The organism is Virgibacillus oceani (assembly GCF_041521345.1).
Classification (GTDB): Bacteria; Bacillota; Bacilli; order Bacillales; family Amphibacillaceae; genus Virgibacillus_N; species Virgibacillus_N oceani_A.
Genome location: NZ_JBGOHB010000001.1, coordinates 147,208 through 162,180, shown reverse-complemented (window position 1 = coordinate 162,180; position 14,973 = coordinate 147,208). Strand labels below are relative to the sequence as shown.

The 14,973-nt window shown below is 37.9% G+C and carries 14 protein-coding genes; 7 read left to right on the top strand and 7 right to left on the bottom strand.

The features are described from left to right. Nucleotides 1-266: 266 nt before the first annotated feature. The 4 genes from ACDX78_RS00785 to ACDX78_RS00770 form a co-directional block, all read right to left on the bottom strand. The gene (locus ACDX78_RS00785) at nucleotides 267-494 is read right to left on the bottom strand and encodes a hypothetical protein (RefSeq protein ID WP_486024525.1); all 228 of its coding nucleotides are present in this window, start codon (nucleotides 492-494) and stop codon (nucleotides 267-269) included. Between the two features lie 85 nt (nucleotides 495-579). After that, entirely contained in the window at nucleotides 580-1,044 is a 465-nt protein-coding gene (locus tag ACDX78_RS00780) for a YkyB family protein (protein ID WP_486024523.1), read from the bottom strand. A gap of 537 nt (nucleotides 1,045-1,581) precedes the next feature. After that, nucleotides 1,582-1,815 carry an SCO family protein gene (locus ACDX78_RS00775; protein WP_486024522.1) on the bottom strand — a complete coding sequence of 78 codons (234 nt, stop codon included), beginning with the start codon at nucleotides 1,813-1,815 and terminating at the stop codon, nucleotides 1,582-1,584. Between the two features lie 184 nt (nucleotides 1,816-1,999). Beyond that, nucleotides 2,000-2,854 (bottom strand): metallophosphoesterase, encoded by an 855-nt coding sequence (locus ACDX78_RS00770; protein ID WP_486024520.1) that lies wholly within the window; start codon nucleotides 2,852-2,854, stop codon nucleotides 2,000-2,002. A 458-nt stretch (nucleotides 2,855-3,312) separates the two neighbouring features. Here ACDX78_RS00770 and cbpB point away from each other — a divergent pair, with 458 nt between their 5' ends. The 6 genes from cbpB to ACDX78_RS00740 all read left to right on the top strand — a co-directional run bounded on the left by cbpB (nucleotide 3,313) and on the right by ACDX78_RS00740 (nucleotide 10,192). Next, on the top strand, nucleotides 3,313-3,765 hold the full coding sequence (cbpB, locus tag ACDX78_RS00765) for a cyclic-di-AMP-binding protein CbpB (RefSeq protein WP_486024518.1): 453 nt from the start codon (nucleotides 3,313-3,315) through the stop codon (nucleotides 3,763-3,765). 301 nt (nucleotides 3,766-4,066) lie between these two features. Further along, entirely contained in the window at nucleotides 4,067-5,053 is a 987-nt protein-coding gene (locus ACDX78_RS00760; protein WP_486024517.1) for a diaminopimelate dehydrogenase, read from the top strand. Nucleotides 5,054-5,231: 178 nt separating this feature from the next. Next, entirely contained in the window at nucleotides 5,232-5,477 is a 246-nt protein-coding gene (locus ACDX78_RS00755; protein ID WP_486024516.1) for a YkuS family protein, read from the top strand. A gap of 494 nt (nucleotides 5,478-5,971) precedes the next feature. Further along, entirely contained in the window at nucleotides 5,972-6,412 is a 441-nt protein-coding gene (locus tag ACDX78_RS00750; RefSeq protein ID WP_486024514.1) for a redoxin family protein, read from the top strand. Nucleotides 6,413-6,597: 185 nt separating this feature from the next. Further along, on the top strand, nucleotides 6,598-8,349 hold the full coding sequence (locus ACDX78_RS00745) for an ABC transporter ATP-binding protein (RefSeq protein ID WP_486024513.1): 1,752 nt from the start codon (nucleotides 6,598-6,600) through the stop codon (nucleotides 8,347-8,349). A gap of 112 nt (nucleotides 8,350-8,461) precedes the next feature. Next, nucleotides 8,462-10,192 (top strand): ABC transporter ATP-binding protein, encoded by a 1,731-nt coding sequence (locus ACDX78_RS00740; protein WP_486024865.1) that lies wholly within the window; start codon nucleotides 8,462-8,464, stop codon nucleotides 10,190-10,192. 495 nt (nucleotides 10,193-10,687) lie between these two features. Here the strand turns inward: ACDX78_RS00740 and rnjA are convergent, their stop codons facing one another. The 3 genes from rnjA to def form a co-directional block, all read right to left on the bottom strand. Continuing rightward, the gene (gene rnjA / locus ACDX78_RS00735; protein ID WP_486024511.1) at nucleotides 10,688-12,355 is read right to left on the bottom strand and encodes a ribonuclease J1; all 1,668 of its coding nucleotides are present in this window, start codon (nucleotides 12,353-12,355) and stop codon (nucleotides 10,688-10,690) included. Nucleotides 12,356-12,358: 3 nt separating this feature from the next. Further along, nucleotides 12,359-12,568, bottom strand: a complete 210-nt coding sequence (locus tag ACDX78_RS00730) for a DNA-dependent RNA polymerase subunit epsilon (protein WP_486024509.1) — start codon at nucleotides 12,566-12,568, stop codon at nucleotides 12,359-12,361. 871 nt (nucleotides 12,569-13,439) lie between these two features. Then, nucleotides 13,440-13,991, bottom strand: a complete 552-nt coding sequence (gene def, locus ACDX78_RS00725; RefSeq protein ID WP_486024507.1) for a peptide deformylase — start codon at nucleotides 13,989-13,991, stop codon at nucleotides 13,440-13,442. Nucleotides 13,992-14,209: 218 nt separating this feature from the next. Between def and ACDX78_RS00720 the strand changes: the two genes are divergently transcribed. Continuing rightward, nucleotides 14,210-14,896, top strand: a complete 687-nt coding sequence (locus ACDX78_RS00720) for a YkyA family protein (protein WP_486024506.1) — start codon at nucleotides 14,210-14,212, stop codon at nucleotides 14,894-14,896. Nucleotides 14,897-14,973 lie beyond the last annotated feature (77 nt).

Here is a 14,973-nt window from a genome sequence, read left to right as displayed (position 1 = left end):
TTAGCAAACGAAAATCCAAACTTTTGTGCACATCACCCGCTCCGGAAATATACTTCGCTTTCCGTGGGCGGCTGGTGAGCCTCCTCGTGCTGTCGCACTGCGGGGTCTCACCGATGCCTTTGCTCCCACAGGAGGCTACGTATATTTCCGGAGCTATTGTGTTGTGTTGTTCGTCTTTTCAATGCTTACTCAGAGTTCTGTCCCAACCTCTTTAAAATGCGACTTTCAATGTGTAAGGTAGGTCATTTGGTATTATTTTGCAGGAATTACCCTTTTGTCTTTTCTTCTTCCCTGATATCCATTTTTTCGTACATTGTCTCCAGCCATTCAAATACCGGCTGATAAGATTGATCCGGAGATTTTAAACTGTCCGGAGCAGCATCCATAACTTCTTTCTTTTCCATTTCACTCAGCTTTTCATACTTGTCTTTCAGTATATGTGTCTGTCCGGCATACTTGTTCAGCTCATAAAGAAAATCGTTTAACTCTTCCATTAGGAAACCTCCTTTTACTCCATGTAATTACCTATAACAGTTGTTGTAAAACATAGTGAGTTAAAGAGGGGGGGTGCTCATTAATCTAACGATGGGTTTTTCTTGGCGGCCATTCCATTTTTCCGAGTGATGATGGCGTAAAATAGGCTGAAGAATATTGTTTTTTAACCCCTTGGGTTTTAGGAGGCTTCCATCCGATGTAATCATAGATTACTCTTTTTGCCTGTGACAAGGACATTTTTGCACGCGGATTTCTAAAGCTTTCATCAAGAGACCCCAGATGATCAAGATTTTTAAAATCTTCTTTTGTTGGAGGTATATGAAAATAATATTTATCTACTTTAACTAGCAGGGTAGAATGCTGGTTGCTTAATTTCGGATGATTGGAAAAGTGAAGTCCTATTTTTTCGGCCTGATCCTTTTTCAACAGCTGACTTACCGCTTCTTTTTTCATAGCGTATAAATGCTTTGGGTTTGGTGCTGTTTTTGCATGACGGTTTATTGTATATAATGCTTTGGCTATGTCATTTAATGATGTTTCTTCTGACATGAATTCTCCTCCTTTCTATATTCTGCAGTATTGCTTTTCGTAAATAATAGTGCTTAAATGAGGTCTCACAGCTTGTATTTATCCTATCGCAAAGCACATACTTATGCAAGTGCTTATTAGAAATGTTGCAAAATTTGAATGGATCAAAAAGACTATCCCAAAATGGAATAGTATTGACTCGTCTTGCTTCGGTGCCAGACAACCAGTATATCTTTTCGGTCGTGTGAGCATTTAGCGCGGCCTGGGACAGTACGTATGCTGCTAAACAGGCTACTTCGGCGTTTGCTCGTTACTCCATACTGCTAATGTCCTGTACGATTTGTTCCATTTCTGCAGCTTAGCGTACCGGTGTACATGTTTATGGCGTTTCCTTCTGGATAAATGAGGAAAAAGCGCACTGTGTGCAGTCCGAATCGGGTTCTTCTTCCAACGCAGAATTAAAGTTATCTACGGAAAAATCCTGTATTTTTTCAAATTCATAACCGGTGAGAAGGTCCCGATTATGGAAAGAAGCTCCTCTTGATTCGCCAAATTTCTTTAATGCTTCCGGGATATCTTTTTCGGGTCGACCGTAAAAGATATCAGATTCACATAATAAAATCCAGTCTCGCTTAACTGTGATTGCAAATCGGCCATATTGGAAGTCATCGGAGGACAAACAGTTACACAGTTTGTAAATATAAAGTTGGCAACCCAAACTCGTCGTCCTACCTCATTATCCTGATTGATAAACGTGAAGTCTTCTATTTTCAAAGGAGAATTCACCTTCATATTGTTCACCACCACAGGCTGTCAAGAGAAGGGAATTGATCCAAAAAATATTAGAATAAAGCAAGTATTTCTTTTCAATATAGAGCCATCAGCTCCATTTACGGTGAAATTTCTCTCATAGTTTAGCACGTTGATTTCTATAATACTATGTATAAATTGTTAACCATACACAATGTGCTATCTATCAAGCTTGATTCATCAATGTAAACAAATGAATTTCCGGCTGGCATAAAAAACGGTAAGGTACTCTTGTTGTACCAATTCCTTTATTTACATATAAGTCAAGCTTCCCGTTTTGAATTGTATATTTTCCCTCTACATATTTTTCGGCATATGCCGGTGTGTACACGTCTCCAAAAAAAGGAAGACGTATCTGTCCGCCGTGGCTATGCCCTGAAAGCTGTATATCTACTGGAAAATCAATTGTTTTATCGGCATAATCGGGTTCATGTGCCAGTAATATGGTAAAGGCGTCGGGATTTACGTTATGAAGCGCTTCTTGTACATCGGGTTTACCAAGCAGTACATCATCAATTCCTGCCAGTATAAACATGGCATTTTCTTTTTCGATAAGCGTATGGCTATTTTTTAATAATGTAAATGCTGCCTGTTCCATTACATCCAGTACAATTTCCGTTCCATAGCCGCCATGATCATGGTTTCCGTATATCCAATACTTCCCATATTGAGCCTGTAATGAACGAAGTATATCAATTAGTCTATTATCCCAGTGATAAAGATGCGGTTCATCGACTAAATCGCCTGTAAAAACAATCATATCCGGCTGCAGGTCATTAATAGTTCTTACTAATTCGTTTAATTGGTCCAACGTATATTGAAAACCAAGATGTGTATCCGAGAATTGTACGATTTTAAATTGATTAAATGCTGGTGGAATGGATGGGGAGGCAATCACATTTTCATTTATATATAATGAGCTCGGCTCAATTTCTCTGGCGTAATAGTAGGTTGTCCCGCTTAAGCCTGCCACGGCAAGGATACTTCCTAAAGCCTTTTTTAAGAAAGACCGTCTATTCATATTTTCACCCTTTCATCATTCATGAAAAAATTATATCATGAATAGTCATTGGCAGTTCTGTGTTAGTATCTCTTTTTCTAATTATGCATATATTAAATACAGGGTATTCAATTGCAAAAAAATTAACGCTTGGAATGAAACAGCAGAAATACATATTCTATTATCTGCTGCTGTGAATAATTTAATAGTTGGATTAATTGTCCATCAACCATTTTCATAATGCTTATCAAAACAAGAATTTCTTATGAAAAAATAAATTGAGCTTATGGCGTATTTTTCCATGATATTAGAGAAAAAATCATTCAAAATTACTCATAACTTTTTTGCTTACCTATGATATATGGTAAACTAAATATGGCGATAAAAAAATGGAAATGAATGAGTTTTATATAAATCAGTATACAAACTGTGTCCAATTACAAATATAGATGCTGAAAGCAATGAAGGGGGCGCTTATGATGAGTACAATACAGGATCAACGTTTAACATCAACAACGGTGGGCGATTTGATGATTTCTTCAGAAAAAGTGGCGCATGTCCAGGTGAATAATCCTTTAGAGCATGCACTTCTGGTACTTGTTAAATCGGGCTATTCTGCTGTACCTGTTCTGGATTCTTCCTATAGGCTGGTGGGCATCATCGGAAAAACGGTAATACTCAACCAGATTTTGGGACTGGAACGTTTTGAATTTGAAAAACTCTCGGATATGCGCGTGCATGAGGTGATGAGTGATGATATACCTCAACTGACAAAAGAAGATACATTAATGAAAGGACTAAATTCGTTAATCAATTACCCGTTTGCATGTGTTCAAGACAAAAATGGCTATTTTGACGGAATATTAACCAGAAGAGCTATTTTAAAAGAAATAAAGAAGGATATATACACCGCAAAACAAAATGTGGAATAAAACCAGATATTCCTTGCTGAATCATTCAGCAAGGAATATTTATCAAAAGTGTGCATAAATAATGGATTATGTAAGTAGCTGTCAGAAAAGCTCCCGATTTTATGTGCTTGATAGAATTAGGGGTGCCTTTCTTCGCTGGAGGTACAAATTCCAATTTTTTCAGGTGAAAAAAGGCTCTCTTTTGTCACAAGCGCTTGGACTAAAAAAATACAAAAGTTCAGGTGAAAATACTAGCGAAATATTGTACAAGCTGTTAACTTAAAGTAATGAAATACGAAGTTGATTTTAGGAGGTAGGTATTTTGGATAGGAAAATTAAAATAGGAATCAACGGTTATGGCAATCTCGGCAGAGGAGTAGAATCTGCTATCCAGCAAAATAGCGATATGGAAGTTGTTGCTGTATTTTCCCGGAGAGATCCGGAAACGGTTCAATTGCTGGATTCAGGAACAAAGGTTTTACATGTTTCGGAAGCAGAAAAATATACAGATGAGATAGATATCATGATCTTATGCGGAGGCTCTGCCACGGACCTGCCTGAACAGGGGCCTGAATTTGCAAAAATCTTTAACACGATTGATAGCTATGATACACATGCAAAGATACCTGAATATTTTCCAAAGATGGATGAAGCGTCCAAAACAGGGGGGAAAATAAGTATAATTGCTGTTGGCTGGGATCCGGGTGTGTTTGCCATGAATCGTCTGATGGGTGAAGCTATCCTTCCTGAAGGTGATACTTATACATTCTGGGGAAAAGGACTTAGTCAGGGACATTCGGATGCAGTAAGAAGAGTAGATGGCGTAAAAGATGGCGTTCAGTATACTATTCCGATTGAAGAAGCAGTTAATCTGGTAAGGAATGGCGAGAAACCTGAATTGTCGACAAGAGAAAAGCACTTAAGGGAATGTTTTATAGTACCGGAAGACGGAGCCGATGTGAAACGCATTGAAGAAGAAATTAAAACAATGCCGAACTATTTTGCTGACTATGATACGGTTGTAAATTTTATCACAGAAGAAGAGTTAGCGGAAAGCCATTGGAAAAAAGTGCATGGCGGATTTGTAATCCGAAGCGGAAAAACCGGTAATGATACAGACCAGCTTATTGAATACTCCTTAAACCTTGACAGTAATCCTGAATTTACTGCCAGCGTGCTTGTAGCATATGCTCGAGCTGCTTACAGGTTAAAGCAATCTGGGGATAAGGGTGCAAAAACAGCTTTTGATATTCCGATTGGGTTGTTATCGCCTAAAACGCCGGAACAGCTGAGAAAAGAGCTGCTCTAAAAAGAATGAAAGCTTGCAGAGATAAAGAAATGATATCTCTGCAGGCTTTTTTATTTGTAGAGGCGGTGGCCGGAAGACGCTTTATTATTAAACAGGCCGTTTCATGGTTATTGTATATCCTCTGCACGAATGTAAAGACTATAGAGGAAAATTTCATGTATAGAGGGAGGAAATAAGAATGGCACGTATTGGTATAGAGGAATCGTTGACAGATGTGAAGGAAGCTTTAATGGAAATGGGTCATGAAGTAATTAATTTGCGCTCCAGTGAGGATGCAGCTTATTGTGATTGCTGTATTATATCTGGACAGGATAAAGACGTGATGGGCATGCAGGATACAAGTATTGCCGGACCTGTTATCAATGCCCAGGGAGCAAATGCACAGGAAGTCTGTGATATGGTAAATGACAAGCTGAGTTTATGAAGGAAAAAATTTCACAGTTCCTAAAAGTATTCGCAAAGAGAGTTGCATAAAAAATAACAGAAGATTTCCTTCTGTTATTTTTTATGCAACTATTTTTAATAGGGAAATTAGAACCATAAGTCGTCTCAGGTACGTCATTGAGTAAAAAAAAGAAATGACATACTATAGAAAAGCTCTCAGGTACATCATTAAGTGAAACATCCAAATGACATACCATAGAGAGACTCTCAGGTATGCCATCAAGTGAAGTAATCAAATGGCACACCATAGAAAAGGTCTCAAGTACGCCATTAAGTAAAAAAGGTGAGAAATGATGACTGAGAGACTTACCATATTTCAAAGTCTCATACCAGGACACTTTGTGTTTGGAGCCTTAAAGCTCATTTTCTACAAAAACAGTATCCTGACCCCTTCTTCAAATAAGCACATGAAACTTTTATATAAAAAAGGCATATATAAATATGGGAAGTAAATGGTAATAAGGAGGTTACGGATTGAAACTGCGAGATAAAATGCCTGAATTGACAGGAGCAACAAAATGGCTTAATAGTGTAGAAACCAATAGGGAGGAACTGATTGAGAGCAAGCTAATATTAATTCATTTCTGGTCTGTAAGCTGTGATTTATGTAAAAGATCGATTCCCCGGATACAGCTGCTTAAAACCAAGTATAAGGATGATCTAACTGTTATTGCTGTTCATATGCCACGCTCTCAAAAAGATTTGGATGTGGATCTTATTCAACAAACAGCAGAATCACACAGTATTACTGAACCTATATTTATTGATGGGGATGAAAAGTTAACAAAAGCTTTTGGTAATCGTCAAGTGCCATCGTATTACTTATTTGATGACCAGAAAAGCTTGCGTTATATGCAAAAAGGCAGCGGAAACATTCAAATGTTAAAAAATCGTCTGGAGCGATTACTCAAATAAATATTTATTTTCAGAATGAAACATCAGTGTTTATTAAATAACACAGGTGTTTCTTTTATTTCACGTTAAGAGAATGAATAAGTATTTAAAAATAAAATTTAAAAAATTAAGCAAAAACTATAGATATTTATTTCGGAAACCGTTATATTAGTAATTACGGAAAAACTTCAGAGGAGGAATTGTGTTTGGATACATTTAAAAAGCTTAAACAATTTTATTGGCCATACAAAAAGTTATTCTTTTTATCTTTGTTCTTTTTACTTTTTGTTACCGTAATTACTGTTGTGTATCCAATAGTATTACAGCAAACGATTGATAATGTCGTGCTTGCAGACCAATATGCTTTGATACCATATATTTCAATCATCTTTTTTATTTTAATGCTAATAAAAGGGATAGCAACGTATTATCACCAGTATTTGGGTGATCTATTTGGTATAACTTCTGTATATAAACTGCGCGAAGCATTATATGATAAGCTTCAGGTATTGGCATTTAAGTACTATGATAACGCCAGAACCGGTGATATCATGTCGCGGCTTACACAGGATGTGGAAGGGTTTCGCTTTTTCCTTTCTCTCGGTTTTGCAGAACTGTTGCGGGTTGTGTTATTAATTCTGATTAGTTTAAGCGTTATGTTTTTTTATTCCGCACCCCTTGCCATTGTAACGATGGCTGCCATGCCATTTTTAGCGGTGGTTGTGTATCAGTTTGATAAACGGGTTCATCCGGCATTCCGGAAAATCAGAAAGTCAATGGGTCGATTGAACACACGCGTACAGGAAAATATAAGCGGTATGAACACGGTAAAATCATTATCGAGAGAAGGTTTTGAGATAGATAGATTTTCTTCAAGTAATGATCATTACCGGCAAAGATATTTAGATACATCAAAAATATGGTCGAAATATTTCCCGTTAATGGAATTCATTGGGAATGTTTGTGCTGTAGCTTTACTGGCATACGGCGGATTCCTTGTGATCAGCGGGGACTTGAGTCCTGGGGCATTGGTGGCTTTCTTCAGTTTGGTCTGGTATATATTGGGTCCACTGATGAATCTTGGGTTTATTATTAATTTATTTTCCCAGGCTAAAGCGTCTGCAGAACGTTTGCTTGAAATATTGGAAGCGAGAGAAGATATTGTAGAAAAAGAAAATACCATTAGGCAGCCGATAAAAGGCCATGTTACTTTTAAGGATGTCACGCTGACGTATATCGAGGATGATGATGCTGCATTAAAAAATATCTCATTTGATGCACCACCCGGGAAAGTTATCGGATTAATTGGTGCAACTGGTGCCGGTAAAACAAGTGTTACCCAGCTGATTACCCGTTTTTACGAACCGGAAAAAGGGGAAGTGCTTGTGGATGGTCATCCTGTTGCAGATTATGAATTGAAGGTACTACGTAATGGCATCGGTTTTGTTTTGCAGGAACCATTTTTGTTTTCCACTACGATCCGTGAAAATATTGCATATGGCATTCCTGATGCAACGGATGAGCAAGTCGTCGATGCAGCAAAACGGGCGCAGGCACATGAGTTTATTATGGATATGCCCAAAGGGTATGACACCATGCTCGGAGAACGAGGCATGGGTTTATCCGGCGGTCAAAAGCAGCGGATTGCCATTGCAAGGGCGATATGTATTAATCCAAGTATTCTGGTGCTTGACGATGCTACGTCTGCTGTAGATATGGAAACAGAGTTTAAAATCCAAAAAGCGTTAAAAGAGGTAATGAACGGCCGGACATCATTTATCATCGCCCACCGTATATCATCGTTAAAGCATGCGGATGAAATTCTCGTACTTGAAGAAGGTAATATCGTGGAAAGAGGTACGCATGAAGAACTGATCAGTAACAACGGAATTTATGAACGTATTTACAATATTCAGTATCAGGACAGAAATGAGATTATGAAAACAGCAGCACTTTAGAGGGGGGATATGATTGGCTCAAACAACAAACAAATCAAAAGAGAGCAAACATCTTGAACGATTTCATTACACGTTGGATCATGCAGTAGAGAAGCCGTTTAATTGGAAGCAAATGTGGCGTTTGCTTGTTTATTTAAAGCCTTATTCAAAAACATACTTGCCTGCTGCAATTATTGCGATGCTCATTTCCACCCTGGTACGGCTAGCTGTACCAATCCTTATTGGTGAAGTGGCAATTGGTGTTGCGATTGAAAATGACGATGTAACCATGCTTACCTATTTGGTAATTGTTATAGGTGTCCTCTATTTACTAAATTATGCAGGCAATGTGTATCGGATAAAATGGGTAAATATTCTCGGCCAGAATGTGATTTATGATTTAAGACAGCATTTGTTTTCACATGTCCAGCGCCTGTCCCATCGTTTCTTTGATTCCCGCTCGGCAGGTTCCATATTGGTCAGAATCATGAATGATATTAATTCACTGCAGGAGCTTTTTACAAACGGAATCATTAATTTACTAATGGACATAATTACCCTGACAGGAATCATCGTTATTTTATTCGTGTTGGATCCAACCCTTGCCGTAGCAGTAATGATTGTGCTGCCGTTGATGTTTTATATTTCCACAAAGTTGAGAAGAAATATTCGGCGTTCCTGGCAGGATGTGCGCATCCAGCAATCCCGGATGAACTCTCATTTGAATGAAGGACTTCAAGGCATGCGTATTACGCAATCCTTTACGCAGGAAAAAGAAAACGCTGAGTATTTTGATGGGGTAAATGAAGCAAATTACAGTAGCTGGAAAACTGCGACAAAGAAAAGTGCCATGTTTCGTCCTTTCGTGGAGATGAGCAATGCCCTTGGTACCATTATCCTGATTTCCTTTGGGGCATACTTAATCCTGAATGGAAACCTTGAAATCGGAACCTTTGTAACCTTTGCATTTTTCCTTGGCATGTTTTGGGACCCAATTTCCCGTCTCGGGCAGGCTTATAATCAACTTTTGATGGCAATGTCAGCATCAGAGCGTATATTTGAATTTCTAGATGAACAGCCTAATGTAGAAGAAAAAGAAAATGCCCATGTTTTTACAAATATGCAGGGAAGAATCACCTTTGATAAGGTTCAATTTTCCTATGATCAGGATAGAATTGCATTACATGAAATATCCTTTGAGATTAAGGAAGGGCAAACAATCGCACTCGTGGGCCATACAGGGAGCGGGAAATCCACCATTGCGAATTTAATCAGCCGCTTTTACGACCCTACTAAAGGTGCCGTTAAAATTGATGGTCACGATTTAAGAGATGTTAAGCTTGAAAGTCTCAGGCAAAAAATAAGTGTTGTCCTGCAGGATACCTTTATATTTTCCGGAAACATCATGGAAAATATCCGTTTTGGCAGACCGAATGCCACGGATCAAGAAGTCATTAATGCAGCAAAAGTCGTTGGTGCTGATGATTTCATTCAGCGTATGGCAGACGGGTATAAAACGGAAGTAGAGGAGAGAGGAAATATTCTGTCTGCAGGTGAACGGCAGCTGTTGTCCTTTGCGCGTGCCCTGCTAGCTAATCCAAGTATTCTTATTCTTGATGAAGCGACTGCAAGCATTGATACAGAAACGGAAGTAAAAATCCAGGAGGCACTGGGCAAACTGCTGAAAGGGAGAACGGCAATTATTATTGCCCATAGACTCTCCACTATTAGAGAATCTGACAACATCTTTGTTCTGGAAAATGGCAAAATACTGGAGAACGGCAATCATGCTGAATTAATGCAGAAACGCGGAGAATACTACGGGTTGGTTAAATCCCAATTTCAAATGCTTGATGTAATGTAAGATAAAATGAAGCAGCCTAAAAAAAGGTTGCTTCATTTTTTTATGATGGCAAAAATTGTTATTTAGGAGATCATAAAATGATTAAGAGGAGGGAAAGCACTGCAATTCGTTAACTCTCTTCAAGCCTATAAGTACACGAATAAAATAATTTCACCATATTTCACCTATAGCTTATATTCTATCTCCAAAGAATTCTTGAGTGAATTTTATATTGTCTTTGCTTCTATATTTACCGTGAAGTAGCTTAATTCCTTATCAATGAAACAAATAAAGCCACAGATGCTATGAGCATCTATGGCTTTTCTCAAACCGGTTACTTCCTCTTTATTCAAAGATAGAAAAGTAAATAGTGTCCTAGTTGAGATTATGAAAAATCGTCTCTATTCATCAATTTGGGGCTGTGAGACATCCTTCGACCCACCGGTAATACTTGGATTCCTGGGGAACTCTTACCTCAGCCCCACGAATATCTTATCCGACTTCCGACCTCTATTATTACACTTCCATAATAATCGGCAATACCATAGGTCTGCGCTTTGTTCTTTCATAGAGGAAAGGCGCAATAGTATCAGTAATTTCATTTTTGATTTCAGACCACTGGTTAGTTCTTCGTTCCATCAATTTATTCAGATGGGAATTAACGAGCTTTTGAGCTTCGTTTATTAAGTCTTCCGATTCCCGCATGTAAACAAAGCCTCGTGATATAATATCCGGTCCGGAAGCAATTTTAAACTCTTTCATATTAATACTTACAACAACGATAACCAGGCCTTCTTCCGATAATATGCGGCGGTCTCTTAGTACAATATTGCCGATGTCCCCAATTCCACTCCCATCTACATAAACAGAACCAGAAGGGATTTTACCGGCTATTATTGCATGATCCTTGGCAAGTGCAAGTACATCCCCATTATCCATGACAAAGGAGTTTTCCGGGTTTACTTCACAAGCTGTTGCAAGCTTTGTATGCTCTTTTAACATACGATATTCCCCGTGGATAGGCATGAAGTATTTTGGCTTCATTAATCGGAGCATCAGCTTTTGCTCCTCCTGGCTTCCATGACCGGATGTATGAATATTATTTAATTTGCCATGAATTACATCGGCGCCTGCACGATATAATTTATTAATCGTCTTGCTCACACTTACCGTGTTTCCAGGGATTGGAGATGATGAAAATATCACGGTATCACCAGGGATTAGCTGGATTTGGCGGTGCGTGCCATTGGCAATTCTGGAAAGTGCTGCCATTGATTCCCCTTGTGAGCCTGTACAAAGTATTGTTACTTCGTTGGCGGGGAGACGGTTTAGTTCATTTGAGTCGATAAAGGTATTTTTCGGTGCGTGAATATAACCCAATTCCTGCCCCAGATTAATGGCTGATTCCATACTTCGGCCAAACACAGCAACTTTCCGGTTATATTTTACTGCAGATTCTACAACTTGCTGCAGACGATAAATATTGGACGCAAAGGTTGCAAATATTAATCTGCCATCAATCCGGCTAAAGATTTCATTTATACTTTCTCCTACCACTCTCTCAGACATCGTAAAACCGGGTACCTCACTGTTCGTACTGTCTGAAAGCAGGCAAAGCACGCCTTCTTTACCTATTTCGGCCATTTTTGTTAAATTAGCCGCTTCACCAACCGGGGTGAAGTCAAATTTAAAGTCACCGGTATGCACAATATTTCCTGGCGGGGTCTTAACAACAATGCCGAATGCATCTGGAATACTATGAGTGGTACGGAAAAAACCAACGGATGTTTTACGGAATTTAATGACATCATCTTCTTGAATCGTATGCAGTTTCGTTCTTCTTAATAATCCATGTTCTTCGAGTTTATTTTTAATAAGTCCGATTGCGAGTTTTCCTGCATAAATAGGCACATTTATTTCTTTCAGGAGGTATGGAATACCTCCAATATGGTCTTCATGACCATGGGTGATGAATAACCCTTTAATTTTATCCTGGTTTTGGACAAGGTAAGTATAATCCGGAATAACATAGTCAATTCCAAGCAGTTCATCTTCAGGGAATTTCATCCCTGCATCTATTAAGACGATTTCATCCTGGAATTGTACGCCATAGGTATTCTTTCCAATTTCACCTAATCCGCCAAAAGCAAATACAGCTGCTTGATCATTTTTTACAAATTTCATAATTTATACATTCTCCACAGCAAAGCTTTCAGATTGTTTTTCATAAGATAGATGTGCTTCATTTAATGCATGGATATACTCGATATTAACATGACGATCATTTATTTTTTTTCGGACTTCTCTAATTGTGTCTGCCTCTACGTAAAAAGCTTTGGTACGTTCCCGAACGGGAATTTCATCTCTTAACTCTTGATATAATACTTTAAAAATCAATTTATCCCTCTCCTAACATATTTCTTATATTCATTAGTCATACTTTTTAGCAGATGGGAATACCGTTTTTTCACCATCTGCAAAATAATGTCGGTTATGCATTTTATACTTGCCTGCTATCTGAAATACTTGCTGCAAAACAGGAAGTTGCTTTTAAAATATGAAAAGCTATGCATTTTTTTTGCAGATAAGAAAGTATAAAACTTTCTTACTGCATAAGTGCAACTAAGGATTTCGCCATTAAGGCGTGGCGACAAGCCAAGTCTTCTGAGATTAATTTCCGTTTATTAATTCACATCCGTAATCACTTTATAACCATAGTACCCTAAATAGCCAGCAGTTAAAAAGGTTTAATTTTTCTATCTGCCAGTGTAAAGTTGTTCAATGCATACCTTTTAGGTAAGCCGAATGGCTGTTTCCACTCAAAAGAATAAGGGTTTCTGAAGAAAGCACAGTACGCTTCCATAAAAACCCCTTTAGCAAAAAGCCGGGTTTTCTAACGATTGGTAATATCATTGGTAGTATTTTTGCAAGTTGTAGGTACCTGTCCACGTCCAATAAAATCTTTCCAGCGTTTCTTGAGCTTTTCTCTCAGGCGTTTTAACATAATTATAGGCTCCCTTCGAATTTTTAAGAAAAGCAACAAAAACGTTCTACCGTCCAATCCCTCTTACTATATAGTATAGTATGATTTGAGAAATTTGGAAATAAAAATACGTTATTTGTAATAAAAATTTATTAATTAGCTCTATAAACCTGCCGTGAGACTACTTTATGTTTATTTTTTACAAGGGGAGGATTCTTATACACCATTCTTACAAAAAGAAAAAAAGAGCTGTCAAATCAGGACTAAGCTCTCATTAAAAATATTTTATTCAATTGCTTTTGCATTATCAGGGACCGCATAAGGGTTTTCTTTATTAATATGATCATAAAACATGATTCCGTTTAAATGATCAATTTCATGCTGTACAACGATGGCGGCATATCCTTTTAACCGGAGCTTAACCTGTTCACCGTTTTGATCCGTTGCTTTTACTGTAATCCGTGCGTTTCTCGGAACATATCCTTCTACATTGCGATCAACAGATAAGCAGCCTTCCCCGCCTGCTAAATAGGCTTTTTCAACAGAATGGCTGATTATTTTCGGATTAACTAATCCATAACTGTAGTGCTTCCCGTTTAAATCATCAAAATGGACAGCGATCAGTCGTTTATTCATGCCTAGCTGTGGTGCAGCAAGACCGACTCCCGGACGCAACTCATGTTTTTCAGCCAATTCCTCATTCTGACTGTTTTTTAAGAATGTCAGCATTTCATCCAATAGTTTTTTATCTTCATTGTTTATAGGAATAGTAACTTCTTCAGCAACTGTTGTTAAAGACGGATGGCCTTCCCGAACAACATCTTTCATTTTTATCATAATATTTGTCACTCCCCAAAAAATAAATAACGCCAAATTACTTTCATTTCACCATTTCATATTTTAACATAATATACATATATTAATTACAGATTTGCAATAGAACTCTCTTTACATTTTAGCAAATTGGCAGGCGGTTCACTATATTATATCACGGTAGAACATGTTATACTGGTAAAATGAAATAGAGACATGAAGTATGTTTAGGGGGAAAATAAATGACGAAAACTAAATTTACAATTATTGTTGCATCTTTTGTTCTTTTGTCAGCTTGCAACAGCGAGAGTACAGAGGAGCAAATACATAGTCATTTGGAAGAAGCGGTTGCTCAGGAAGCAGCGTTTGAAGAGCAACAAGAGCAAATCACTGAATTGGAGCAAAGAGAGCAGGAATTATACAGTGAAATAATCCAGCTCGATATGGAAGAATTTGAGCAAATCCAGACGCTTTCAGAAGAAGCATTAGAAGTCATTGATGAACGTTCCGAAAAAATTACACAGGAAAGAGAAAGTGTCGAAGCGTCACAGGAATCGTTTCAAATGACAGAGGAGTTAATTGCGGAATTGGATGAAGGCGTACAAGATAATGCCGAAGAAATGTATAATGTGATGGAAAATCGCTATAGCGCCTATTATGAACTATTTGATGCTTATATGAATTCCCTTGAATTAGAAAAAGAACTCTATAGCATGCTGCAGCAAGAGGACACAGAGCAGGAATCGCTGAATGAGCAAATAAACAGTATTAATGAAAGCTATCAGGCCGTACTTGATTATAATGAACAGTTTAATGAATATACGGTAGCGTATAATGATTTGAAAAAGGACTTTTATGATGTGGCGGATATTAATGTGACTTATGAAGAAAATGAACTGAAAGAAGAGTCGGAAGAAGAGGAAAGTTAATTATCCCCTTAATTAAGGTGACTTTCACCCATCATATCTAAATTTCAACGGATTATGGACAGGAATGATGTCCATGA